Consider the following 24,965-nt stretch of genomic DNA (forward strand, 5'->3'; position numbering starts at 1 on the left):
GACAAAGATGGAGACGATGATTCTTCTCGCCTGCCCTGGACAGGGCTCACAGAAGCCCGGCTTTCTGACGCCGTGGCTTGAACGTCCCGAACTCCGCGAACTGGCCGAGCAGCTCTCGACGGCCACCGGCATCGATCTGGTCGAGGCCGGCACCGTCTCTGACGCCGACACGATTCGTGACACCGCGATCGCACAGCCGCTCATCGTGGCCGCCGGTCTGATCAGTGCTCAGGCACTCACAGCCGAGCTTTCCGCTCGCGGTGTCGACTCGGCACCGTTCGGCTACGCGGGGCACTCCGTCGGCGAGATCACCGCCGCAGCTCTGGCTGGTGTGTTCACCGCTGAGACCGCTGCTCGTTTCGTGCGCGAACGCAGCCAGGCGATGGCACAGGCCGCGGCGGCGACGCCGACCACCATGGCAGCCGTGATCGGCGGCGACCGCACCGAGGTGCTCGCCCGTCTCGACGCGCTCGGCCTGACCGCCGCGAACTTCAACAGCGCAGCCCAGCTGGTCGCCGCCGGTGCGGTGGACGCTGTGGCCAAGCTGGTCGAGGAGCCACCGGCTCGTGCCCGAGTGATTCCGCTCTCGGTGGCGGGCGCCTTCCACACCGCCTACATGCAGCCGGCCCGCGAGCACCTGCTCGGCCTGCGCGACACCTTCGGCACCAGCGACCCCACCGGGCCACTGTGGACCAACGCCGATGGCACGGTCGTGCCTGACGGTCAGCGCTACCTCGATCTGCTCATCAGCCAGGTCGCTTCGCCCGTGCACTGGGACGCCGACCAGGCCTCGTTCGTCGAGCACGGCGTCACCGCCATGGTCGAGCTGCTGCCCGGCGGCACCCTCGTCGGACTGGCCAAACGCGAACTGCGGGGGCTGCCGAGCAAGGCGATCGTGACCCCTGACGACCTGGCACCAGCAGCCGACCTGATCGCCGACCACCTCGACGACTGATCATCGCAACCGCAGAACACGAAGTGAGGAACACGGCATTGAGCACAGTCATGCGCACCGCTGAAGGAGCCAAGTACGCTCGCATCCGCGGCATCGGAGCAGCTCGAGGCGACCAGGTCGTCACGAACGACGATCTCGTCGAGGCCATCGAGTCGTCGGACGAGTGGATCCGTCAGCGCACCGGCATCATCGACCGTCGCCGCGCCTCGGCCCAGGTCACCCTGAGCGATCTCACGCTTGCCGCTTCGAAGCAGGCCATCGAACACGCAGGCATCGATCCGACCGAGATTGACGCCGTCATCGTCGCCACGGTGACACACCCCTATCAGACCCCGTCGCTGGCAGCCTGGCTCGCCGATCAGATCGGCTCGACGCCGGCCGCCGCCTACGACATCTCGGCCGCGTGCGCCGGCTACTGCTACGGCATCGGCCAGGCTGACGCGCTGGTGCGCAGCGGCCTCGCGCACAACGTGCTCGTCGTCGGCGCAGAGAAGCTCAGCGACGTCATCGATCCGACCGACCGTTCCATCTCGTTCCTGCTCGGCGACGGCGCAGGCGCTGCCGTCGTCGGCCCCAGCGAGACTCCAGGCATCTCGCCGACGATCTGGGGCTCGGACGGTTCGCATTGGAAGACCATCCACATGACGAACTCGCTGCTCGAGTACCGCGACGGCGTCGCTTACGGCGAGGCCACCGGCTTCGGCGAGCATGACGGCGAACAGATCAACCGCTGGCCGACGCTGCGCCAAGAGGGGCGAACGGTGTTCCGCTGGGCGGTCTGGGACATGGCGAAGATCGCCCGGCAGGCCATTGAGGCGGCAGGTCTCACCCCTGATGACATCGACGTCTTCATTCCCCACCAGGCGAACATGCGTATCATCGATGAGTTCGCCAAACAGCTGAAGCTGCCCGAGAGCGTGGTGATCGCGCGCGACATCGCACACAGCGGCAACACCTCCGCGGCCTCGATTCCGATCGCGACTCGTGCGCTGATCGATGCCGGCGAGGTCAAGAGCGGCGACCTTGCGCTCGAGATCGGCTTCGGCGCTGGGCTCGTCTATGGCGCACAGGTCGTGGCGCTCCCCTAGTCTCAAACGGCGACATTCGCATCGCGGCAGCCCGACCGGGCTTTCGTCACACACAGAAGGAGAAGAAAATGGCACACACTCAGGATGAGGTTCTCAAGGGCCTGGCCGAGCTGATCAACGAGGAGACCGGTGTTCCGGCCGAGAACGTCGAGATGGGCAAGTCGTTCACCGACGACCTCGACATCGACTCGATCTCGCTGACCACCATCGTCGTGAACGCCGAGGACAAGTTCGGCGTGAAGATTCCCGACGAAGAGATCGAGAACCTGAAGACCGTCGGCGACGCCGTCACCTTCATCGTCAACGCCAGCAAGTAGGCTCGGCTGACGCCGGCCGTCGCCACAGGTGCACGGCCACCCACTCGCGGCGCCGGCGACGCGCATCCACATCTGGACGCGTCGCCGCGCCCGCCGCCCGACGGCAGCGTCACAAACGCCCGTCAGAGATATTGGCGCCGACACGATCGGCGCCGTTCCCCCAAGAGACATCTGAGACACGGAGAGACCATGAAGAAGAAGATCGTCGTCACAGGCATGGGCACGACCAATCCGCTCGGCGGAGACGTCGCCTCGACCTGGCAGGCGCTGCTCAACGGTGAATCCGGAGTCTCGACCATCGACCAGCCCTGGGTCGAGAAGTATGACCTGCCGGTGCGCTTCGCCGGTCAGGCCAAAGTGCGCCCCGCAGAGGTGCTCACCCCTGTCGAGGTCAAACGCAACGACCCGTCGACGCAGCTTGCGATCGTCGCGGCGCGCGAGGCCTGGCAGGATGCAGGCGCGCCCGAGGTCGATCCGACCCGTTTGGGCGTCGACTTCGCCACCGGCATCGGCGGCGTGTGGACGCTGTTCGACTCCTATGACGCGCTGCGGGAGCGCGGCCCTCGCCGCGTCATGCCGCTGACCGTGCCGATGCTGATGGCGAACGCCTCAGCCGCGGCCATCTCACTGGAGTTCCAGGCGCAGGCCTTCGCTCGCACCGTGCTCTCCGCATGCGCATCGTCGGTCGAGTCGATCGTCAACGCCTACGACCATCTTCAGCAGGGCTACGCCGATGTGGTCATCGCCGGCGGCACCGAGTCGACCATCCACCCGCTGCCGCTCGCCGCGTTCGCATCGATGCGCGCGCTGAGCAAGAGCAATGACGACCCGCAGCACGCGTCACGCCCGCTCGACGTGAACCGCAACGGCTTCGTCATGGGCGAGGGCGCCGCGGTGCTCGTGCTCGAGAGCGAAGAGCACGCCCTGGCTCGTGGCGCGCACATCTATGCCGAGATCACCGGCGGTGCAGTCACCGCTGACTCGTACCACATCACTTCACCCGACCCTGAGGGCCTCGGCGCCGCTCGTGCAGTGCGGGCGACTCTGGAGAACTCGGGCGAGACGCCTGAGAGCGTCAGCCACATCAACCTGCACGCGACCTCGACGCCGGTCGGCGACCCCGCCGAGTACAAAGCCCTACACGCTGTGCTGGGCGATGCGCTCGACAGCATCCCGGTCGCCGCGACCAAGGGCAACACCGGGCACCTGCTCGGCGGCACCGGTGCGCTTGAGACGGTCTTCACCGTCAAGGCGGTGCAGGATCGGGTCACTCCCCCGCTGATCAACCTCGACCAGCAGGATCCTGAGACGCCGTTCTTCGCACCGACCGGAGCACCCCATCAGCTGCCTGACGAGGGCCAGCTCTTCGCGATCTCGAACTCATTCGGCTTCGGTGGGCACAACGCCGTCGTCGGCGTACGCAGCGTCTGATCGCGCGTGCGAGAAGCACCGGGCGGCCCTGCGCCGTCACCGGTCTGTGTACTGACACCCTGCGCCTGAGCAGGAACGCCACACTCACCCGGTATCATTGACTGCTGGATGAGGAGGAGACATGGTCGTACGCTTCGGCATCCTCGGCATCCTTGCTGAGTCGCCCTGCTATGGCACGCAGCTGCGCAGTGAACTGCTGCGCCGCACGGCAGGTCTCATGGACGTCAATGCCGGCCAGATCTACTCGACCCTTGAACGGCTCGGCCGCGACAAACTCGTGCAGCAGTTCGGCGCACCCCAGAACGGCCGGGTGCTCTACGAACCCACCGACGCCGGGCGTGAGGTCTTCGACCGATGGCTTGAGTCGGTGGACGACGGGGCGTCGGCGCTCGACACTATTCGCAAAGTGTCACTTGCGCTCTCTCTGCCCTCAGTCGATGGCAAAGCCGTCGCCGAACGGCATCTCGAGGCCTGTCTGCAGCGCTCGACCGCCCCGCTTGAAGGTCTGCCAGAACCGATCACCAGCATGGTCTGGCTTGGGTATCACAGCATGCTCAACGCCGAGACGAACTGGCTGCGTCAGGTCATTCAGCAGGCGGCCCGCACGCCGACCGCGTTTCCGATCGATCAGGAGCGTCCGCGGCGAGGTCGTCCGCCCAAACGCAGCTGAATCGCGATCGTAATCTGACCGTTCTATGCTCGCAGGCATGATGCGACATGCGGTGGCCATTCGACATGTGGCCTTTGAGAACCTGGGCGTCATCGAGCCGGTTCTCCGTGAACGTGGTTGGAACGTCGAATACGTTGACGCGGGCATCGACGAGATCACGTCTCTCGACCTGCTGGCACCGGATTTGGTCGTCGTGCTGGGCGGGCCGATCGGGGTCGCTGACACCGATGCCTACCCGTTTCTCGGTGATGAGCAGGCTGCGATTTCGGCGCGGCTGCGTGCGGGAAGGCCCCTGATCGGCATCTGTCTCGGGGCTCAGCTGATCGCTCACGCTCTTGGGGCGTCGGTGACGCCAATGCCGCACAAAGAGATCGGATACGCGCCGATCGAACTCACAGCGCTGGGTCGCGACTCTGCGCTGCGGCCGCTGGACGGCATCCCCGTGCTGCACTGGCACGGCGACGAGTTCGCCATTCCGGCAGGGGCCGAGCATCTGGCTGTCTCGGAGGCGTGCTCGAATCAGGCTTTCAGCGTCGGCCGAAACGTACTCGCTCTGCAGTTTCATCTCGAAGCCGATGCCGCGCAGATAGAGCGCTGGCTGATCGGGCATGCGCATGAGCTCGTTGCCGAGGGGCTCGATCCGCGGTCGATTCGAGCGGATGCCGTGGCAGTCGGGCCTGCATTGGCTGCGGCCGCGAGGGTGGTCGTGGAGACGTGGCTCGACCGGACTGAAGCGAGCGTATGACGTCAATCGGGCACAGACATGCGCGAGTCCAGCGACCGCGACCAGGGCATTCGGACGAACCGTTCGGGTGAGGGCCGTCTAGCGCGTCTCGAAGCACATTGTCTCAGACGACCAGGAGCAGGTCTGCAGCGGGCCGTCGCCCGTGCTTGACGGGGTAGGTTCGGCGCTGCCGCTGCCGGGGTCTGACGGGATCGAATCTTCCGGCGGCTGCGTGCCGGTGTGAGTCTCGGCCGTCGGAGCAGGACTGGCTGAACGCGCCGGATTCTGCTCGGGCTGCGCCTCGCCGTCGGCCGAGGCGGAAGGCGACGGCACGATGTCGGACGAGGACGGAACGGCCGGGCCTGATGCGTCGGGCTGGGTCAGCAGTGCATGCATCGACAGGCCGATCACGACGACCAGCCCCGCAGCGGCCACGAGAAGCGCCACGACTCGGAACGAGTGCCATGCCCCGTGAGACGCAGTCGTCTGCGCAGACCCACCGAGCGTGGTCTCGAGTTGGGCCTGATGGGTTCCTCCATCGATGGCAGACGACATGTCATCGGTGCCCGAGTCTGTGTCGTGCTGCGGATCGGCAGCCGCTGGAGAGGTAGACATCTGCTGCGCTGAGAAGGCGGCGATCGGGATTCCGACGAAGAGAAGATAGGGAAACTTCGTCGACTCTCTGCTCTCGCGTACGGCGGCGCTGCAGTTCGGGCAGCTGTCGACGTGGCTCCAGAACTTCTCAGCGACAGACGGCGCCGCGAGCCCTGACAGCACTCTGCCGGTCTGTCTGAGTGTCTTGCTGCAGATCTCGGGCCGATCGGGAACCGTCACGTGTGACTGTATCCAACGCGAGCGGAAATCCAGCTTCACCTTGTACAGTCGCCGTGATGTCTGTGGTTCAGTCAGCCCGGTGGCAGCTGCGATAGACGAAATGGAAGCCTCGTGACCGAAACGTTCGACCAGCAGGAATCGATCACGTGGGGAATACTCACCCAAGAGACTCTCGACGAGAGCCTGGCCCTCAGGCGAAGCGGTCGGCTGCTCTGACTCCGCCAGCAGGCGCTCCAGAGCACCGTCGTCCAGAGAGCTGAGATGAGAGCTGAGACTGCGCTCACGTGCGATTCTGCGCCGCACTGCTGTGAACAGATAGGCGCGAGGGGTGCGGAGTGAGGCGTGGCCCCTGCGACGTGCTGCGAGGGCAGACTCCAGCACGGCGGAGGCTACGTCGTCGGCATCGAGGTCGGGCGCATGACGGTGGACGTAAGCACTGAGACGACGGTGATATGTGCTCCAAAGCGCTGCCAGCCGGTCAGCGTCGACGTCTTCGTCCTGGATAGTGTGGGGTGTGTCCGTCGGTTCATTCCGAGGGTCTTCCCGATCAAACTGCATAGAACCTTCCAAATCCTTGAGGCGTGAGGGAGATTCACGACCACAGTGACTCTCTCTTCAGAGAGGTTCCATTTGCATGGGACAGCTAGCACGTTCGGTTGTCGCCGCACCAGACCGACATGCCGAACGACTAGACTACATCGGAAAGTGAGAACGGATGAAAACGCATCAATTAGATACTGCCCGAGCGCGGCCACTGCGCTCCGGGTTCGCGGCGAAGACCGCAGCTGTTGCGGCATTGGCGGCCCTTTCGTTTGGGACGCTTACGGCGACCCAGGCCAGCATTGCGACGGCTGACGACGCATCCAATGCTCAGACCGGCTGCAGCTACGGAACAGACGGACCAAACGCTGACACCCTGTGCTGGATCGACATGTCAGGTCTGAACACTGATGAGGCGAAGAGCGCCGCAGGCCAGCCCATGTCGATCTCCCTGCCGGGCGGATACGAGATGTCGTTCGTGGCCCATCTCACGGCCGGCAGCGACCAGGGGCCGCGAGACGTGGTCGCCACCTCACTGCCCACCTACGGGGGCGCTGTTCTGGGCAACGCCTTCTACAAGAACACGGCGGGAAAGCCAGCGCTTTGGATTCCCCAGGCCCAGCCTGGCGAAGACTGGAACGGGTGGGTCAGCACGATCACCCTCGACAACGTCAAGGTGGCCAATCAGGCTGGTGCTACGAACAGCACCTATTCCTTGGTCGTAGCCGATGCTGAGTCCACGGACGGGTCAGGGGGCGGCGGGAACGCCGAAGGTCTTCGATTCTTCTCGGACTCATCGCTGAACCAGCTCGCCACCGCGCAGCCCGCCGGCTACTCGCAGACGTGTGCCGGAGGCCTCTCAGGGGTCGGAACGAACGAGGTGACGTGTCTCGGTCTGCCCGGAGACAAGTCGACAAGTGCCGGCGCACAGGTTCTCAAGGCCAAGGCTCCGAGCAAAATCGGCGCTTCGATGAAAGTGAACGCCAACTCTCGCGAGGCCATCGCCTTCGCTGTGCAGTTCTCCACCGTTCAGGTGACCAAGGACCTGCCCAAACGGTACGATGCCAACGACAACTTCACCGTGTCGACCTCCACCGCTGACACCGAGCTGGGAGAGGCAACCACCGCCGGCAGCGCAACGAACGCTACGACGGGTCGCAGCACCCTGGTCAGCGATGCAGACGGTGATCGTGTGACGTTCACAGAGAAGGCGGCATCACCTTCAGTCGACTGGAGCCATTACCAGAACAGCTGGTCGTGCACTCGCAACGGGAAGGTCATCCCCTCGTCAGATCTGACATATGCAGACGACGGTCGGTCAGTCGCCGCACACGTCGGCGTCGGTGACTTCGTCGATTGCACAGTGACGAACACGGCTCTGTTGGGCGGTGCCTCGTGGCAGAAGACCGATGCAGACGGGGCTGCTCTGAACGGCTCTCAGTGGTCGCTGACCGCTTCGGACGGGTCGGTCATCAACGTCGCTGACAACGGTCAGAACGACGGGAATCCCGCGGCCGGAGCACTCTCCGTTTCAGATCTGCCTTGGGGAGAGTACACCCTCAAAGAGACCCAGGCACCGGTCGGCTATGACATGACCGATGAGTCGAAGACGGTCACCATCGATGCGCAGCATCTGAATGAGACCTTCGGGTCGATCACCAACAGCCGAAAGGCCGGACTTCTCTCGTGGTCGAAAGTCGACGGAGACACCAGTGCCGCTCTCGGCGGATCGGAATGGACCCTGAAAGGCCCTGACGGTACTACGGCACCGATCGTGGACAATGGCCAGAACGACCGGAACCCGGCCGACGGAGAACTGCAGATCGGCGGGCTGGCATGGGGAGACTACTCCCTCGTGGAGACCAAGGCACCTGCCGGGTACCTCTTGGCGTCTGACCCCATCCCTGTGAAAGTCGATGCGGAGCACACCAACATCGACCTCAAGGGCATCGCGAACACGCAGGCCCTGCCCGGTCTGCACATCGAGAAGTCGTCTGACCCGGCGTCAGGGGCGAAGGTCGACCCAGGCCAAGTCATCAGCTATGCAGTGGATGTGACGAATACCGGCAACACACCTTTGACCCCTGCCACAATCAGCGATGACCTGTCAGACGTACTGGATAACACCTCGTACGTCGAGGGCTCAGCACAGGCCACGATCGCTGGGACTGCCGCCGACGCTCCGACTGTTGACACCGAGAATCGGGTGCTCAGCTGGCAGGGCACGCTGCAGCCGGGCGAGTCTGCGAAGCTCACCTATCAGGTCAAGGTGAACGCCGACGCCAACGACGCTGATCGCATTGTCAACGTGGTTACAGGTGACGGCGTCGTTCCGCCGGGAACTCCGTCAGTGGTTCCCAACTGCGTGCCGGCTACTGCCAGCGAGACTGCGGAGTGCACGACGAATCATGTGCCGTCGGTGCCTGCACCACCGGCACCGACCCCGGATGAGCCCGTCGTTCCTGTCCAGCCCGACAGCCCGGACAACTCATCCGCCACTCCCCCGAGCAACAACAAGCTCGCTCGCACCGGCTTTGCCGACGGGCCTGTGGAGCTGGCTCTCATCGCAGGTCTGCTGGCCGTGACCGCGGGAGCCGGACTCACTCTGGTCAAGCGTCGCCGTAAGCAGAGCTGATTTGATCAGCACGCAGTCGTCGTCGTCTGGGGGTGAGCCTCGACGACTGCGTGCTTCGGCTTGATGAACGCCTGAGGGGCTTCGCCAGCACAGTTCTGTGTCTGGCGGAGCCCCTCAGGCAATTCCGGATCGCTCTTGAGTGAGGTCGGCGCGGGCTGGTGTTCTCGGACGGCCTGAGCGATTCGCTTTGGTGCAGTTCTGACGCGCTTGGAGACGCCACCATGAGTCCCGTGGTCGTCCGCGCGTGAATCGCCACGCGCGTGGCTCGCGCAGTGAGTTCTGCTGAGTACTTACGACGGCTGCCATGTCGATCATCCTTCCGTGGCGACCCTACCCTGCATCACACACGGCACGATTCGACTTGTGCACGGCCTGCCGGTGGCTGAGCCACAGTCCGGCATTCGCAGCTCCGGGTAGTCGTTCTACTGGGCATCCACCAGCAAGTGCATGGTTGGGATCAACAGCCAAGAAGCACACTGACGCGGATGCCACGAAGCTGGCACCAATTTTTCGATGGTGGTTTCCCACGTGGGCGCGGTGGCAGCAAGATGAGAGTCGCAGATGTCGCCGTCGGAGACAAAGCGAGCGTGGCGGATCAGCGCCGCACAGGTCCCCGTGACGGCACACCGTGGAATGGACGTCATCCCGTCAAAAACTGTGCGGTCTCGTGAGTCCGTCTTGCACTTTGAACGCGGTCGCCCAGATAGACGAGGAACTCGAACTGAAGGTTCGCTGCGAGCCCTCTGAAACACCAATGCCGATGGGCTGAGAGCGACGCTCTCCCGGCCTCGAACTCTCCAGGGAAGATTCTGGTTGAACGCCACTGCTCCGGCTCAGCCCAGCGCGCTCAATGAGTCCATTCCCGAGGATCGCCGCGGCCGTAGTTCACATAGGTGCTTGCATCGGTCGCATCTCGGCGTGGCATGTGAGTTACGGGTATGAGCGGTCTCAGGTTGCACTGTTGAACGACCGCGGCAGGCACGGCGCGGAATCCCACGACGGAGGTGCCAGACTCAGTGAGCAGCGACACTGCGCTGGTCAGCGTACTTCATGCAGAGCGCTCGTGACTAGTCGGCGTCCCACACCCTTCATACACAGGGTTGACGGTCATCGACCAGCAAGATTGTCAGTGGAATCGCAGGCGGTCCGACCACAGCCATCCTGCGTTGCGCCGCAGGTGAGAGGCCGCGCGCGCCCTGTGCCGACGATGATGACCACTCTCGTGCCCACGCGCTTCTCCTGTCTCTGTCTGCGGCACTGGATCAGGCGTGGTCGTAGCTGTCAAAGCGGTCGGGGTCGCGCCCCACACGCACGTCGTCCTGCAGCGTGGCGATGCGCTCGAAGTCATCGCCGTCGAGGGAGAAGTCGAGCGCGTCGATGTTCTGGCTGATGTGCTCCTCGTGGAACGACTTCGGAATTACCACGTGGCCACTCTGCAGCTGCCAGCGGATGAGCACCTGGGCCGGGCTGCGCCCGTGCTTTGCCGCGATCCCAGTGATCACGGGGTCGCCAAGCAGGCGGTTTCGACGCGGCTTGCCGTCGAGGCCAGGAATGGAGCTACCGCCCAGCGGGCTCCACGACTCAGTGACCACTCCGCTGGAGCGATTGAAGACTCGCGAGACCTATTGAGGCAGGTTGGGGTGCAGCTCAATCTGGTTGATCGCCGGCGGGATCTCGGCGTGGTTGAGCAAGTGCTGCAAATGGTGGGGCTTGTGGTTGGCGACGGCCTTTTTCTTCCAACCCTCCGCGGCCTTCTCCCTGTGCTCAAGAGCTACTGATGAGCGCATCGCCGAGCTCGGGCAGGTGCTTGTGCAGTATCCCGAGTCCCTCGTCATCGAGGAGGACCCACTCGGACCATGGTCACTCTCTGTCAACCCGACGCTCGGTGAGCGGCTGCCCGGTCGGGTACTGCGGTTGCGCTCTTTCTATCGAGCGTGCGGGGTAGATCTGCGCACCACCGTGGTCGGCGGCCCAGCGCAGGCACTGCACGCGATTGAGCGTGTCAGGAGCTTCGGCGCTGGCCTCAACAGCCGCATTCTGCAGGACACCCTGGCGTTTGCGCTACAATCGGCAGCGGTCACCCGACTGGTAGCTGAGCATCGCGCCGAGTTGACTCGGCGCACGCGGGCGGTGGCCGACGCGCTGCGATCCCGGGGGCTTGAGGTTCTCCTGCCCGCTGACGACCTGCTGGCATGGGTGCCTGTCGCAGATGAGTCGCACGCGCTGCTGGGTCTTGCCGTGCAGAGAATCGTACTCGCGCCGAGCGCGCAGACCTTTGTATCCCCCACCGAGGGTGTCTCGGGATATCTACGCATCGCTACACCTCAGCTGGCAGACGACCCGCTGCTGCTTGCCTCCTTTGCAAACGTCATCGCCGCAGCGGTGGCGGGAACGCTCTGAAAGATCACCGGTCGTCATTCTGTGCAGGAGCCGGTGATGTCTCGCCGGCGTTCTGACATCGGGCCAGTGGAGAGAGAAGTTGGGGGGAGCCTGCAGCGGTGGTATCCGGTCGGGGTGCACCGGTACATGGGCAAAGATGCGCTGTAACGGGGACGGGGTTGTGTTGAACTGCCCCGCATCTACCGATGCGGATAGCCTGGCTCTGGACAAGCGATCGCAGTGACGGATGGTCTGCGTGACCTCAGCAAACCCGTCAGACCGTAGCCGAGCCCTGTGACAGCAGACGGTCAGGAAACGATGGAGTGAACCTGCGTGGAGATGTGTTCCATGACCACTGTGTATGCGTTCGCCCGTCACCTGCCTACTCCTGATCAGTCGGCGTAGCCGAAGGCGCTCTGGTTCATGTCCAGTTGGGTTGTGACCCTTCTGTGCTGTTGTTGGTTAGGCGCTGAGTTCGTGGGTGGTGTTGTCTCACCCCTGGGTGCCTGGTGCTGGGTGTGAGTATGTGTCTGATCTTGGCGAGGATGTCGAGGCCGAGGTAGCGGCGGCCTTCGACCCATTCGTCGATCAGTTCAGCGAGAAGGACACCGACGAGACGGGTGATCGTGTCGCAGCTCGGGAAGATTCCGGCGGAGTCAGTACGGCGGCAAGTCTCACGGTTCAACCGTTCGTTCGGGTTGTTCGACCAGGTCGATTGGCAGAGGCCTTCGGGAACCCGGTGAATGCGGGGATGTCCGCTCTCGCTGTGTCGAGGTACTTGTGGGTGTCGGGGAGCTTCTCGTCGACGTATTCGAGGAGCCGATCGAACTGCGCGTGGACAGCGTCGGCGTCGGGTTGGTCGTAGCCGGAGTGCAGCATCGCTTTGACCGCTGGCCACATGCTCTTCGGCGTCACGCTCATCAGGTTCGTGGCGACGAGGTCTGCAAAGAAGCAGTTCCATGCAGCTGTGATCTCAGACGCCACGACCGGCAGTCCGAGGATCTCGCGTCGCCCGTCGGCGTTGACGCCGGTCGTCACCAGCACGACCGCGCCTATCACCCGCCCGCCCTCACGGACCTTCATAGTCAGTGCATCAGCAGCGACTAAGGTGAATGGGCCGGCGTCGCCGAGCGTGCGGTGGCGGAACTGGTCGACATGCTCGTCGAAGTCTGCAACCATCTGGGAGACCTGCGACTTCGACAGGGAGTGGATGCCAAGGGTTTGACAACTTTGTCCCTCTGGCGAGTCGATACACCGTTGAGGGAACAGTCCGCGACCAGTGTGATCATAGTTGTCTCGGCTCGGTTGCGACGTTCCAACAGCCACTCGGGGAATAGGCTCCCTGCCGCAGCTTCGGGATCACGTCATCGATCGTGCCGACGCGGGTGTCGAGGTCGCGATGCCAGTAGCCGTTGCGCCGTGTGAGGCGGTCGGGTGTGGGCCTCCCCCATCGGCGCCAGCCACGGCGTCCGAGGCAGCAGACTGCAACGCGCGTTGATCATGGTTTGCAGCGGGCTCCGCCTCAGATCCGGCGACGCGTCAGACAGAGCTTGGGTCAACAGGCGGGCAGGGCCGACAATTTGCGGAGCGCTCATCGTGATGACGCCTTTCGAGCGGAGGTAGGAGCCTTCTCGAAGGATCACTCGGTGACCGCACGGGAGTCTACGACGACGCTCAGCCACCCGTGCCGTTACACCACGCTACGGGGCACTACTCGTGATGCTTTAGAACGGCTCTGCGCTGTTTAGAGCCGAGCCTCAAATGAAGTCAAACCTTCAAGCGGCTACTGATTCCAAGATCTCACGTGCATGGGTCCACAGCAACGCTCCGCCCGCATCGGGGAAGACCCTTCGTGTGGCTCCCGGAATCCGCCCTGTGAGCGTCTCGCCATGATCCGGTGAATGGGTGATGTCACCGGCGCCAAAGAGCACCTGCACGGTGCAGTCAATTGCGTCGAGATCGAGATCCCAAGTACGCATGGCGATGAGTGTGTCTCGTACATACCCGGCTCCACCATTGTTGAAGCCTTCTTCGAGGCTGCGGCGGTAAAGGGATACGAACGGCTCTCTCCGGTAGAAGCCAGCATCTTCCGGCCCGGAACCGCTCATCACCATTTCCTCCATCGCGTGTGCAGAGAAGCCTGCGAGGATCGCTGCTGCCTCCTCGGGCTTCGTCTGCGCGAGGTCGCTGAGCATCGTTGCTTCTCGGGGTAGCATCGCGTGGATGCGAGGATGGGCGATCTCATCCGCGGGCGACACGAGGGTGAGGCCGTCTGCGCCACCTGCGCAGGCGAGGGCGAGTCCGAAAACAGACCCCTGAGAGTTCGCTACAACTGCCACCTTTCCTGTTTGCTCGCCGAGAACTGCCGAAACGAAAACCAGATAGTCCGCTGCCGTTGACGCGAGCGTTCTGGTCGGATCAGGGGTTGACCCACCGATTCCAGGCCTGTCCATCGTGAGTAGCTGCAGGTTCAAAGTGGAGAGCAGATCGCTTCCAAAAGTCATCAGCTTGCTCGTAGCAGCTCCGGCGACAAACAGGACCGGCCGTCCTCCGGCCGGTCCATAACTCGTTCCCGAAAGTACTCGACCATCAGCTGTTACAGCTTGCTGTTGACGCTCATTCTGCATGGGCCAAGCCTATATGGGGTAACTCATCCGCTCTGTGCGGAACCGGTGCCGCAGCCTCGTTTCGACGAACTCCGGCTACGGATAACAAGAGTTCGGAGTTATCGCCCCAGCGGCGCATGGCCGAAGCACTGGGGGTGGGAGTCTGGACACTACGTGTTCAGAATTTGCGCGTGCGAAGACGTGAGGGGTTCCATGGTCGAAACCTCCGGGACGATCCGCGGTATCCCGGGCCAGAAGTGGGGCGTGTGGGACTTGAACCCACGACCAAGGGTTATCTCGCATTGTAGATTCCCCTAGCACACTGGACGCCTGGAAGCCTTGTGTTTACTGGGCAGCGCTCGTTTCAGCGTAGGTCGATTATCTCGGTTTATCCCAGTAGGTGCAATGAACGGAACCGTTTTTGGCACCCAATTTGGCACCTGCCTGGGTCAGAGCTCTGCGTATAGCTCTGCCATGTTCCGGCTGCCGTCGTTCACCTCATCGCCGTACTTGAGTGCCTCGGCGAATGTCGTCGGTTGGAACGCATTGACGCGGCCGCCGTTGCGGGAGAGCTCGGACAGGCGGATGGAGCCGTGCTCGTTGGTGAGACCTGACTCGGGCGGGAACACGAATGCTCCGTTGACTATCGGGTCGTCTCCGTCTTCGGTGATGTCGGTGGCGTACAGTATGGAACCTGGCCGCTGTGGTCACCGTTGGTACTGGGTGGGTTGTAGATCAAGACTGCGGTGATTTGTTCTGGTCGGTCCCATCACTTGAGATGCAGCCGGAGTGGCCTGCACCGTGTCTCTCCTACCGTGCTGATACAGCACAAAGGCTCCCGGCGGCACTTCGTCCGTGGCTCCGAAGCGATGACATGTTCGACCTCGCCACTCGTGATCTTTCTGCCCAGAGAATTAGTGCAAGGTATAGCTGTGCACGTCGTTCATTCGCCCGCGCGTATAGGGATCGAGCTGAGGCAAACCCAGTACGCAAGCGCACCTGCCCCGACTGCAGGTTGCCGCACTCGATGGTGCCGGTACAGAAGTCACCACGAAGCGCTGGGCAAGCTAGAACTGGGAGGTTGGCGGACACGGACCTACTGCGAACAATTGGGCGTGAGATGGGAAGGCTCAGGGGCGCAAGGCTCATTGTGAGTAGGACAACACTGGCCTCGGGGTTGAATCCCTACCATCCGTCCAGACCATCGCCGCAGTAATGCTGCGCCTGCGAGTCTTGTCAGAATCGTGTTCACCGGCGATGCAACGGCAGTCAAGCAGTAATCCGCTTTGTCTAATTCGAGAACCGCGGTCCTCTCGGTGCAGTTCGGCGCTAGCTCCCGGTTCGTCAGAAGCGGAGCGGACAGAGCAGGTCGAGCTTGGCGAGCGAGGGGCCGATGGTACATGTAATATGCAACTTATATGTACGATTGTACGCAATGGAGAAAGCCTATGATGAATTACTTCGATGGAGATCCCAGAAGCAACCGCGAGAGGATGCTTTCCGGTGACCTGTATATCGCCGACGACCCCGATAACGCACGGCTCGCTCGCCGCGCGGCCGAGCTAACTGATGCCTACCATCGAGCCACTGTCACTGGCTCTGAGAACGCGTTGCCGATCCTCCGTGACTTACTTGGAGCCCTTGGGGAGCACGCGCACGTCAAGCCTCCGTTGTATGTCGACTATGGCGAGAACATCAGTATCGGAGCCCGCACATTTGTGAATTACCACCTCACCGCGCTCGACGTCGCCACAATCACCATCGGTGAAGACTGTCAGATTGGACCGAACGTTCAGCTCCTCACCCCCACTCACCCTCTTGACCCTCAGCCACGCAGAGACAAGCTAGAGGCGGCGAAACCGATCACTATCGGAAACAATGTGTGGCTGGGCGGAGGCGTGATCGTGTGCCCGGGGGTCACCATTGGTGACAATAGTGTCATCGGTGCGGGCGCTGTTGTGACCCGTGACATCCCGGGCGACGTCGTTGCCGTTGGCAACCCCGCTCGCGTCGTTCGTGCACTATGACCTTCCCGTTACCGAAAGGTAGGTCTCGTCGATCGGACCCCGACCGACGGGATAGGCTCATCGATGCGTGCCTCGAGGTCATCACGAGTGTCGGCGTGGCCGGCACCTCCGCTCGCCGCGTAGCTGCCGCCGCCGACGTCCCACTGGGATCGGTGACATACCACTTCACCAGCATGGACGAACTGATGCATGAAGCGTTCACACGCTTCAGTATCTGCATAAGTGAAATCTTCGAGACATACCTCAGACAATCCGGCAGCCGTGATCAAGCTGCCCAAGCTGTGGTCGCGTTGATCGAGTGCGATGTGCTCAGAAGCACACGCGTGGTCAGACTCACCCATGAGTTGTACGCTCTTGCCGCACGCAACACCGCTTATCAGCCGTTGACTACCGCTTGGATGGTTCGCAGCCGTGATGCGTTGCAGAAGCACTTTGACTCCACGACGGCACGTATCCTTGATGCACTAATTGAGGGGCTTATCCTGCACCGTGCACTCGACGAGGCCACACCCCCGGAAAACCTCGCAGCTGATGCCATTGCAAGAATCATCAGCGCCCAGCCCGATCGCTGACTCCGGGCCCGCCTGGCGAACACGGCAGCGTCGGCGGTCTAGTCATCGTGACTTCCTTGACGTTCATCAGCTTGCTCACCGATTCCACGGGCCATAGAGGTACCCGGTGGTGTGGGTGTGGAACAGTGCCTTTGACATCCCAACAAGCCTGCACACTCCTCCCCGCTCTTAGTTAGACGGCTCCTCCCAAACAACTGGCACGCCCATGCGCGTGCGCACTTTGAGAGGTCTTCGAACGGCAGAACTGTCACAAGTGCTTCTTGGCAGCTTGGTCGACGAAGGCCGTGTCGTGCAAGAGGAGCAGAAAGAGAACACAGTCGGTGCAGACCAGACGTCCGTGTTTGGCTTCACCTGCAGCAGACCCGTCCGACTAGCGTGGAGTCACCCGTTCGGTACTAACACCCCATGAGGCCCCGTCTGGGTATGCGACGGAACGTGTCTGTTGTAGGTACCTGCCGGTCATCGAGCCAGGTGCGGTGAGCAGTCCGCTTGGCGGTCCTTGGTAGACAATGGTGCCTCCTTCGTGGCCTGCGCCGGGACCGATGTCGATGACATGATCGGCGTGGCCGATGACGCGCTGGTTGTGTTCGATAACGACGATTGTGGCTCCCAGATTCACCAGCCGGTCGAAGAGCTCGAGGAGCTTGTCTGTGTCGGAGCCGTGGAGTCCTGCGGTCGGCTCGTCCATCACGATGTGCAGGGTTGACGGACTGGGTGTGACGGTGAGACATTTGGCGAGCAGAAGGCGCTGGCGTTCACCGCCTGAGAGGGTGTCGGTGGCCTGCCCGATGCTGAGGTAGCCCAGCCCTACGTCTTGGAGCCATTCGAGCGATGCCGTGATGTCACGGATTCTGCCGAACACGTCGCATGCCTGTGACGCGTTCATCGCCAGGACATCTGCGATGGATCGCCCACGATACTGAGCAGCCAGTGCGGTGGGATTGAACCTGGTCCCCTTGCATGCTTCGCATGGTGTGTTGACATCGTCGAGGAAGGCCAGATCCGTGACGATCACGCCCTTGCCCTTGCAGACAGGACATGCGCCTTTCGCGTTTGCACTGAACCATGAGGGCGACATGTGGTTGGCACGAGCGAAGGCACGGCGGATGTGATCGCTGATTCCCAAGACGGTGGTGGAAGTTGACCGACTACCGCCGTGCAGTGGTTCCTGACCAATGACAGTGAACTGCGGATGCTGAGCGGGCAGTTCATGAGCGGCGAGTGTGCTCTTGCCTGAACCGGCCACCCCGCTCACCACGCTCAGGGCGCGGAGTGGGATGTCTATGGTGATGTCGCGCAGGTTGTGGGCGGTGGCATGCTCGATGGTCACACTCTGAGAGTGGGCCCGCGGATTGCTATTGATGTGCACCCGCTCGCGAAGCATCAGCCCGGTGGCGGTATTGGTAGCGGCAAGTTGAGCGGGGGTTCCCTCGAATTGGACGCTTCCACCGTTGGTTCCGGCGCCGGGGCCGAGGTCGATGACGTGGTCGGCGGCAGCGATCACAGCGGGGTGGTGTTCTACGACGAGAACGGTGTTGTGCGCATCTCGCAGGCCGGCCAGCAGACGGAGGAGTCGGTGGACGTCGTGTGGGTGCAGGCCGACACTCGGCTCGTCGAAGATGTAGCAGACATCGCTCAGGGCACTGCCGAGGTGACGCACGATCTTCACTCTTTGCGCCTCGCCGCCTGAGAGCGTTGTCGAGTGCCGATCCAAGCTCAAATACCCCAGTCCAGCGCCATCCATTGCCTCTAGCCGGTCACTGATCGCGGCGAGTAGAGGGCTCACCCGGTGCTCATGCGTCATTTCGACTACGCTGCGGAGCTCGCTGATCGGCAGCGCAGACCAGTCCGCTATCGACAGGCCGTCGATAAGGCTGGAACGTGCGGCCTCGCTGAGGCGAGACCCACGACAGCACGAACATGTCTTGTGAGTGACGACCCGCAATAGCGCCTCCTTCTCGTCTTTGGTCAGATGCGAGGGAGATTTACGAAGGTAGCTGTTTCGGAGTCGAGGGATGACGCCGTCGAACTTGCTCGTCTTGGGATACTCCGGGTCAGGTTTCGCGAGCACTACATCCTCCCCGTAGAGCAGCGTGTTGAGCGCACTCTCAGGGAGGTCTGACAGAGGCGTGGCGGGATCGACAAGGCCTGAATGCACCATTCGCGACCAACGGTAGCTTCCCGGTGCGAAGGTGGGAAATCTGATCGCGCCTTGGTTCAGGCTCATCGACATGTCGATGAGACAGTCAAGGTTGATGTCGTCGACCGCGCCCAGACCTTCGCATCTGAGGCACATGCCCGACGGGTCGTTGAACGAATAGGCCGGCGAGTATCCGGCAGAGGGGCTACCGATACGAGAGAACACCATGCGCAGCAATGGGGCGATGTCGCTTGCCGTCCCCACGGTCGACCGGGCGTTGCCGGTGAACGGCCGCTGATCCACGACGGTCGTGAAGGTCAATCCGTCGATACCGTCCACGTCAGCTCGACCGGTAGACGGGAGGCGATTGCGCACGAACAGTGGGTACGACTCCGCCACCAGACGCCCGGCTTCCGCGGCGATCGTACCGAATGCCAGCGAAGACTTGCCTGATCCTGACACTCCCGTGAATGCAGTGATCTGGTGTTTCGGAACGCGAACAGAGACTCCTGCGAGGTTGTTCGTTCGTGCGTTCTCCACGCGAATCCAGTTTGCCCGTTCTTGGCTCGTCATGCTCTAACGCTACAATCCAATCCGGACATATTCTGGCCACAACTCATGGGGTGAGGAGCCGAGTCGATGGGGTCTCCCCGTGAGCGGATGCTGCGCCTGCTCTCGCTGCTGCAGAACGGAAGCCGGTGGACTGCGCCGCAACTGGCCGAAGCGACCGAAAGCGCACCTCGCACGCTGCGTCGCGACATCGAGTTCCTGAGAGACCTCGGCTATCCGGTTCACAGCAGCAGAGGGCCCGGCGGCTACTACCAACTCGTGGCAGGTCGGGCGCTGCCGCCGCTCATGCTTGAAGACGACGAAGCGATCGCGACCGTACTTAGTCTCAAGCTCGCCGCAAACGGCGCGACCGGCGGCCAGGATGCGACCGATGCCGCACAGAGGGCCGAGTCGAAGATCCACCGCATCCTGCCGCCCAGACTCCGACGCACCGCCGAAGCACTCAGCGCGACAACGGATGTTGCCAGTAGCGTGGACTCACTGCCACAGGCTGGGCTTGTGTCGGTGTTCGCTGAGGCTATCGCTGCTCGCAGAGTGCTCACCTTCGACTACACCAAGCCTGCGGATGTCTCGCCGCGCCACGTGGAGCCGGCGCGATTACTGCGCCTGCAACAGCGTTGGTACCTCTTCGGCTGGGACCGAAAGCGTGGCGACTGGCGCACTTTCCGTCTAGATCGCATCAGCGACCTGTCTGCCGAAGCCGGGAGCTTCCCTTCGAGGAACTTGCCTGCCGCCGATCTCCCAACATATCTTCGCGAGCAGTTCCGGGGTATTCCAGAACGAACCGTCACCCTCGTACTCCATGCGAACGTACAAGCAGCGGCCGATCGCCTGTACCGCCTGGATGGCGCCCTCGAACCAGTCGATTCGAATCAGTGCCGATACACCGCGCACGTCGACTCATACGAGTGGCTCGCCATGGTTCTTCTTCTCACCGACATCGAGTTCACCGTCGAATCGCCGAAGGCCTTCAGGTCCTACCTCGCCGAGCACGCCGCCAGGCTCCTCCGCGGAAGCAGGCTGTAGAACCCAAGCGATTGGAATGGTCGATACACATGTCACAGCAGGTGGTGGTCCCCTCACCAGCTCGTTATCGAACAAGAGTCCGTACGAATGCTGGGTGGCCTTGACTGGAGCTGCCGTACACCTGCGACCTGTGCGCACGGTGCCCGGCATGCCCATGCGGGTAGTCCGGGCACCATGCGCAGCACACATGACGGGTATGACTGGATTCGACGCACACGGGAACTTGCACGGCGGAAACGGGCGGTTCGGATGCGGTCGTACTGGTCGTCGAAGTCGGTCGTCGTGATGAGCAGCACACCGTCGTTGTCTGCGCTGGTGAGGCTTTCGTCTGTGATCTTCACGAGTCCGACCGTCTCTGAGCGGTAGAGGCTGTCGTAGTCGATGTCTGCATCTCGCTCACCGATCACCACGGCGACGACGTGCATCTGCTCGACATGATCGAGGGCCTGGCGGATGCGTGCGGTGATTCTCTGCGTGGTCATGACGTTCGCCTTTCATCGAATCTGTGTGGCATTGCCTCTGTGCGCGGAAGGTCAGTTCCCTGTTGAGCCGAACCCGCCGTTGCCGCGACCGTCTTCGCTTTCCGGCAGCTCGACCACCTGTTCCAGACGCAGGGTCTCGAAACGGAGAGGAATGAGCTGGGCGACCCGCTGGCCGGCCGTGACCGAGATTGGGCGATCTCCTTGCGCGATCAGCAGTAGTCGGATGTCGCCGCGGTAGCCCGGGTCGATGATTCCCGGTGCGTTCGCCAGCTGGAGGCCTTCTGCAGCGCACCCAGACCTGATCGCGATCATTCCCATCACGCCGAGAGGAAGAGCGACACGCACACCGGTGGAGACGACTGTCGGGCGCATCCCGGGCGTGACGATCGCAGGTTGTGCGGCGTACAGGTCGATTCCTGCTGATGCCGAGTGACCTCGGCTCAGGTGGGGGCCGGTGTAGCGGAGTGTGTCCATGACAGCCCCTATGCGGGTCGACGCGCGGGGCGAATCTGGTCGGGGTGCTCTTCTGCTGGGTTCGGAGTGTCTGCGCGCTCTGGCCTGGCCGTGTCGGAGAATCAGGTCATGGCTCGGGTCGAGATTGCCTTCACTGTTCCGCTCTATGTCTGCGGGTTCGACGAGCAGCAAGTGCAGCGGGTCGCGGGCGAGAGCCCCAGTGTGAGCGCGGCGCAGAGCAGTGCAGAGGCCAGGCTTCCGGACGGTGTAGACGTGGTCGACTACTGCGTCTGCGAGGGCTGAGCACTCCCGTTACCCCCACTGCTCGAGAATGATCGAGCCTTTCGGGGTACTGATCTCCCAGCCTCCATGGTTCAGCTTGGCGTCCACAGCACAGCGCAGATCCTGCTGATCGTCTGTGGGGTCGAAGCCGAGCTCATCCAGGAACCGCTGAGCAGCATCATCGTCATCGAAGCGACGCTCGGCCACAGCTGTCTCGAAGCCCGACACTCGAAGCTCGTCATCTTCGTCGGTTTTGACCTGGATGCTGCGAATGCCGGGGTTGGTGTCAAGCATCTTGGACGCCGCCTCCTCGGCGAGCGCGTCGCCTCACCGACCTGTTCGGGCTGAGCATCGAAGGTACCAATCGCTACGTCGACGCCCTCGAACACCCCGACCTCACCAAGCCACTGTGAGCGGAGGGCAGAGGTTCCCGGCATGACCGGGAGACCAGCGGTGAACCTGAATCATGTCCTGCTATTCGCCTGCGAGGATGCGGCTGATGCCCTCCCGATAGGTCGTGATCGCGAAATCAGGGAATCGCGATGCGAACTTTGAGGAGTCGAAGATGTTGTCCTGCCGGTAGCGCGGCAGCAGCTCTTCGCTTTCCTTGACGGCAGGATTGAGCAGCCCGCCGACACGGAACACCCACCGGGGCACCATCGTGTAGCCGATCCGTCGGCCGGTCACCTCGGAAGCAATATCGATCATCTGCCGATAGTCGAGGCGGTGCTGATCGATCGGAAGATGCCAAGTCTGCCCGAAGGCGTCCGGGGTGTTGCCGATCAGTGCCATCGCCTGGCTGGCATCCGGGGTCCAGATCAGGCTGCGCTTGGCGTGAGCGTTCAACGGCACTAGCGGGCGCTTGCCCGCTGTGACGCGGTTGAAGATCGCTGAGTTGGTCAGGCTCTGGGTCTTCCCGGGTCCGTAGAACTCTGGGGCCCGGCAGATCACCGCCTCGATCCTGCCGGCCTGCATCTCGGTCAGCAGGGTCGTGGCGATTTGTGCCCGCACCGTCGCTTTACGCCCGACTGGTTCGAACGCGGTCTCCTCGGTCTGCGGTGCAGCGGTGCGAGGGTACATGTAGGTGTTGTCGAAAAAGACCAGCTTGCTGTCGTGCTTCTGACAGGCGGCAATCGTGTTTGCCATCATGGTCGGAAACTTCTGCTCCCATAGCCCAGAGTCCATCGGCAGGCCCACCGTGAGGTAGACGGTCTCGCTTCCCGCCACCGCCGCTTTGGTGGCCTTGGCGTCCATGAGATCGGCGGAGACGAGCTGATCGCTGTCATTCACCTTGCGCGGGTTCCGGCTGACCAGACGGATGTCGTGGGTGTGGTTGCGATGGAGTTCGCGGGTGAGTTCTTCGGCGATCTGGCCGCCTGCGCCCAGTACGGTCTGCAAGATGTCCTTCCGGTTCGATTCTGGTGAGCGGTCCCGCGGGTAGCTCAGAGGAGTGCGGCGACCTTGGTGGCGGTCTCCTTGGCGGAGCCGGGGTTCTGCCCGGTGACGAGCCTGCCGTCAACGACGGCGTTGGAGACGAACGGCAGTAGCGCCTTCGAATAGTTCGCCCCGCGCTCCTTCATGCGCTCTTCGACGTTGTAGGGCACGAGCTTGTCGACACGGGCAAGGACCTCTTCGCGCCAGGAGAACCCGGTGATGTTGCGGCCTGCAACGAGGTAACTGCCATCGGAGAGTGTGGTGTCGAGCAGTCCGCAGTAGCCGTGGCAGACCGCCCCGACGACTCCACCACGTTCGAAGATCTCGCGGGTGATCCGTTGCAGGCCCTCGCTGCCGGGAAAATCGAACATCACTGCGTGTCCGCCGGTGAAGTAGATCGCGTCGTAATCGGCCGAGTCGATCTGCTCGGGGCTGGCCGTGTTCTCCAGCAGCGCCATCCGTGCCGGGTCGTCATGCCAGGCCTTGGCGGACTTATCGTGATTGGGGAACTTCAGCGACCGCGGTTCCAACGGCGACTTCCCGCCTGCGGGACTCACAATCGTCTGTTCAAAGCCACGCTCAGCGAAGATGTCGTAGGCGTGGGTCAACTCCGACAGCCACAGCCCGGTCTGGTGCGAGGGGTCGGCGTCGTAGTGGTCGACGTTGGTGACCACGAGCAGGATGCGTGTACTCATGAAAGGTTCTCAATTCTGGGTGAGGTGATGGGTGGGAACACAGTGGTGAAAATCGAGCGCACACGCTCATCGACCACGCCTTGGTCGGCGGCATTGAGCTTGCCGTCAAGGTGCAGGAACGCGAGCCCGTGGGCCAGCGACCACCCGGCAGCAGCGAGAGTGACCGGGTCTGACTGTGGGAAGACCGTAGCCATCACTGCTTCGAGGTAGTCGTGCAGTGTACCCGCAGCTTGCACCCGCTCGTCGTCCTGGTCATCGCAGGGTTGCCCGAACATGAGCCGGAACAAGGCCGGTCTACGCAGCGCGAAACGGACATAACCGACCGCGAGTTCAGCCACCTCGGCGGTCGATTGTGGAAGCGGTGTATCCTCGGCGAGGTCGCGCATCAGCTCGTGTAGCCCGTGCACGGCCATCGCGGACTCTAGCGCTTCCCGATCCGGGAAGTGGCGATACGGGGCGGCTGTCGATACCCCTGCGCGGCGGGCGACTGCGCGCAACGAGAACGCCTCACCACTTTCAAGTATCTCCAGGGCGGAGAGCACGAGTGTTGCCCGCAGGTCACCGTGGTGGTAGCCCGGCTTGACCGACTCCGATTCCACCGACACCCTCCCTAAGTAAGCACTGCTTACATTAGCACGGGGTCGCCAGCCGCACACCACGCGACGCATCCACTGTCGGCCGGTTACGGCAGTGATACCAGGTGAAAGCGTGCCAAGCGGTGAGGCGCGTCAGGGCGACCTCGGCCGCAGACGACCAAGTTCCACGAACATTGAAATCGAGATAGTCTGAGGACGTTTCGAGCACTCAAATTCCGGCGAAGACCTTCAATATTTCGACAAACTCTTAAACTTTGACGCCTATGCGCCGGGCCGGTACATTGGCGGGTCAACGCCGAGGAACGCGAACCAGCCGTGCAGGTAGCCGAACACGAGCACGGCCAGCAGCAGCACGAACACCGCCACCCTCGCGATCTTCTTTGCCCACGCGATCCCCGCGGTCGCGGCGAGCATATAGATGGTTCCAGCGCCGAGACCGGTGACGGCCGAGAGCCAGGAGACGACGGACTGAACCTGAGCGGAGATGTGTTCCATGACCACTGTGTATG

The 24,965-nt window shown here is 62.8% G+C and carries 24 protein-coding genes and 1 pseudogene; 12 read left to right on the top strand and 13 right to left on the bottom strand.

Translation table 11 applies throughout. The features are described 5' to 3' along the window. Positions 1 to 16 precede the first annotated feature (16 nt). The 6 genes from F8O08_RS07610 to F8O08_RS07635 all read left to right on the top strand — a co-directional run bounded on the left by F8O08_RS07610 (position 17) and on the right by F8O08_RS07635 (position 5,206). Positions 17 to 955 carry an ACP S-malonyltransferase gene (locus tag F8O08_RS07610; protein ID WP_158038215.1) on the top strand — a complete coding sequence of 313 codons (939 nt, stop codon included), beginning with the start codon at positions 17 to 19 and terminating at the stop codon, positions 953 to 955. 50 nt (positions 956 to 1,005) lie between these two features. Next, the gene (locus F8O08_RS07615) at positions 1,006 to 2,043 is read left to right on the top strand and encodes a beta-ketoacyl-ACP synthase III (protein WP_158037938.1); all 1,038 of its coding nucleotides are present in this window, start codon (positions 1,006 to 1,008) and stop codon (positions 2,041 to 2,043) included. 68 nt (positions 2,044 to 2,111) lie between these two features. Next, positions 2,112 to 2,360: an acyl carrier protein gene (locus tag F8O08_RS07620; protein ID WP_158031408.1), complete on the top strand. Its 249-nt coding sequence runs from the start codon at positions 2,112 to 2,114 to the stop codon at positions 2,358 to 2,360. Between the two features lie 189 nt (positions 2,361 to 2,549). Beyond that, complete coding sequence (locus F8O08_RS07625) at positions 2,550 to 3,791, top strand: beta-ketoacyl-[acyl-carrier-protein] synthase family protein (RefSeq protein ID WP_158042968.1); 1,242 nt, start codon at positions 2,550 to 2,552, stop codon at positions 3,789 to 3,791. A gap of 121 nt (positions 3,792 to 3,912) precedes the next feature. Continuing rightward, positions 3,913 to 4,461, top strand: coding sequence for a PadR family transcriptional regulator (locus F8O08_RS07630; protein ID WP_158037936.1), 549 nt, complete (start codon positions 3,913 to 3,915; stop codon positions 4,459 to 4,461). Between the two features lie 37 nt (positions 4,462 to 4,498). Further along, positions 4,499 to 5,206, top strand: a complete 708-nt coding sequence (locus F8O08_RS07635) for a glutamine amidotransferase (RefSeq protein WP_225733411.1) — start codon at positions 4,499 to 4,501, stop codon at positions 5,204 to 5,206. A 78-nt stretch (positions 5,207 to 5,284) separates the two neighbouring features. Here the strand turns inward: F8O08_RS07635 and F8O08_RS10840 are convergent, their stop codons facing one another. Next, entirely contained in the window at positions 5,285 to 6,019 is a 735-nt protein-coding gene (locus F8O08_RS10840; RefSeq protein ID WP_192497734.1) for a hypothetical protein, read from the bottom strand. A 931-nt stretch (positions 6,020 to 6,950) separates the two neighbouring features. On the opposite strand from F8O08_RS10840, the gene F8O08_RS07645 reads away from it, so the two are divergent. Then, on the top strand, positions 6,951 to 9,194 hold the full coding sequence (locus tag F8O08_RS07645; protein WP_192497735.1) for a collagen binding domain-containing protein: 2,244 nt from the start codon (positions 6,951 to 6,953) through the stop codon (positions 9,192 to 9,194). A 1,262-nt stretch (positions 9,195 to 10,456) separates the two neighbouring features. Here the strand turns inward: F8O08_RS07645 and F8O08_RS07650 are convergent. Then, complete coding sequence (locus F8O08_RS07650) at positions 10,457 to 10,786, bottom strand: aldo/keto reductase (RefSeq protein WP_158037933.1); 330 nt, start codon at positions 10,784 to 10,786, stop codon at positions 10,457 to 10,459. Positions 10,787 to 10,904: 118 nt separating this feature from the next. Between F8O08_RS07650 and F8O08_RS07655 the strand changes: the two genes are divergently transcribed. Beyond that, complete coding sequence (locus tag F8O08_RS07655) at positions 10,905 to 11,594, top strand: hypothetical protein (protein ID WP_158037932.1); 690 nt, start codon at positions 10,905 to 10,907, stop codon at positions 11,592 to 11,594. A 400-nt stretch (positions 11,595 to 11,994) separates the two neighbouring features. On the opposite strand, the pseudogene F8O08_RS07660 reads toward F8O08_RS07655, so the two are convergent. The 3 genes and pseudogenes from F8O08_RS07660 to F8O08_RS07670 all read right to left on the bottom strand — a co-directional run. Continuing rightward, a pseudogene (locus F8O08_RS07660) lies at positions 11,995 to 12,951 on the bottom strand (transposase); the annotation flags it as partial. 397 nt (positions 12,952 to 13,348) lie between these two features. After that, a complete protein-coding gene (locus F8O08_RS07665) occupies positions 13,349 to 14,200 on the bottom strand; it encodes an alpha/beta fold hydrolase (protein ID WP_158042971.1) in 852 nt (283 codons plus the stop codon). A gap of 428 nt (positions 14,201 to 14,628) precedes the next feature. After that, on the bottom strand, positions 14,629 to 14,808 hold the full coding sequence (locus F8O08_RS07670) for a hypothetical protein (RefSeq protein WP_158042972.1): 180 nt from the start codon (positions 14,806 to 14,808) through the stop codon (positions 14,629 to 14,631). An 819-nt stretch (positions 14,809 to 15,627) separates the two neighbouring features. On the opposite strand from F8O08_RS07670, the gene F8O08_RS07675 reads away from it, so the two are divergent. Beyond that, positions 15,628 to 16,206, top strand: a complete 579-nt coding sequence (locus tag F8O08_RS07675; protein WP_158037929.1) for a sugar O-acetyltransferase — start codon at positions 15,628 to 15,630, stop codon at positions 16,204 to 16,206. Beyond that, a complete protein-coding gene (locus F8O08_RS07680) occupies positions 16,203 to 16,778 on the top strand; it encodes a TetR/AcrR family transcriptional regulator (protein ID WP_158037928.1) in 576 nt (191 codons plus the stop codon). Before F8O08_RS07675 ends, F8O08_RS07680 begins: the two co-directional genes overlap by 4 nt. 370 nt (positions 16,779 to 17,148) lie before the next feature. Here F8O08_RS07680 and F8O08_RS07685 read toward each other — a convergent pair whose 3' ends face one another. Next, positions 17,149 to 19,380, bottom strand: a complete 2,232-nt coding sequence (locus F8O08_RS07685) for an ATP-binding cassette domain-containing protein (RefSeq protein ID WP_225733606.1) — start codon at positions 19,378 to 19,380, stop codon at positions 17,149 to 17,151. A 198-nt stretch (positions 19,381 to 19,578) separates the two neighbouring features. Here F8O08_RS07685 and F8O08_RS07690 point away from each other — a divergent pair, with 198 nt between their 5' ends. After that, positions 19,579 to 20,514, top strand: a complete 936-nt coding sequence (locus tag F8O08_RS07690; protein ID WP_158042973.1) for a helix-turn-helix transcriptional regulator — start codon at positions 19,579 to 19,581, stop codon at positions 20,512 to 20,514. Positions 20,515 to 20,567: 53 nt separating this feature from the next. Here F8O08_RS07690 and F8O08_RS07695 read toward each other — a convergent pair whose 3' ends face one another. Together F8O08_RS07695 and dut are read right to left on the bottom strand one after the other, a co-directional pair. After that, complete coding sequence (locus F8O08_RS07695; protein WP_158042974.1) at positions 20,568 to 20,996, bottom strand: hypothetical protein; 429 nt, start codon at positions 20,994 to 20,996, stop codon at positions 20,568 to 20,570. 51 nt (positions 20,997 to 21,047) lie between these two features. Next, entirely contained in the window at positions 21,048 to 21,470 is a 423-nt protein-coding gene (gene dut, locus F8O08_RS07700) for a dUTP diphosphatase (RefSeq protein ID WP_158042975.1), read from the bottom strand. 108 nt (positions 21,471 to 21,578) lie between these two features. Between dut and F8O08_RS10845 the strand changes: the two genes are divergently transcribed. Beyond that, complete coding sequence (locus F8O08_RS10845; protein ID WP_192497736.1) at positions 21,579 to 21,752, top strand: hypothetical protein; 174 nt, start codon at positions 21,579 to 21,581, stop codon at positions 21,750 to 21,752. A 9-nt stretch (positions 21,753 to 21,761) separates the two neighbouring features. Here F8O08_RS10845 and F8O08_RS07705 read toward each other — a convergent pair whose 3' ends face one another. From F8O08_RS07705 to F8O08_RS07725, 5 genes are all read right to left on the bottom strand, one after another. Then, positions 21,762 to 22,025, bottom strand: coding sequence for a hypothetical protein (locus F8O08_RS07705; protein ID WP_158042976.1), 264 nt, complete (start codon positions 22,023 to 22,025; stop codon positions 21,762 to 21,764). Positions 22,026 to 22,205: 180 nt separating this feature from the next. Beyond that, positions 22,206 to 23,129, bottom strand: a complete 924-nt coding sequence (locus tag F8O08_RS07710; RefSeq protein WP_158042977.1) for an NAD-dependent epimerase/dehydratase family protein — start codon at positions 23,127 to 23,129, stop codon at positions 22,206 to 22,208. A 44-nt stretch (positions 23,130 to 23,173) separates the two neighbouring features. Further along, on the bottom strand, positions 23,174 to 23,860 hold the full coding sequence (locus F8O08_RS07715; RefSeq protein WP_158042978.1) for a type 1 glutamine amidotransferase domain-containing protein: 687 nt from the start codon (positions 23,858 to 23,860) through the stop codon (positions 23,174 to 23,176). Next, positions 23,857 to 24,459 carry a TetR/AcrR family transcriptional regulator gene (locus tag F8O08_RS07720; protein ID WP_225733607.1) on the bottom strand — a complete coding sequence of 201 codons (603 nt, stop codon included), beginning with the start codon at positions 24,457 to 24,459 and terminating at the stop codon, positions 23,857 to 23,859. Before F8O08_RS07720 ends, F8O08_RS07715 begins: the two co-directional genes overlap by 4 nt. Positions 24,460 to 24,717: 258 nt before the next feature. Continuing rightward, positions 24,718 to 24,951, bottom strand: coding sequence for a hypothetical protein (locus F8O08_RS07725; RefSeq protein WP_158042980.1), 234 nt, complete (start codon positions 24,949 to 24,951; stop codon positions 24,718 to 24,720). Between the last annotated feature and the right edge of the window lie 14 nt (positions 24,952 to 24,965).

It is taken from the genome of Pseudoclavibacter sp. CFCC 13611, assembly GCF_008831225.1.
In the GTDB taxonomy this organism is placed as follows: Bacteria; Actinomycetota; Actinomycetes; order Actinomycetales; family Microbacteriaceae; genus Pseudoclavibacter_A.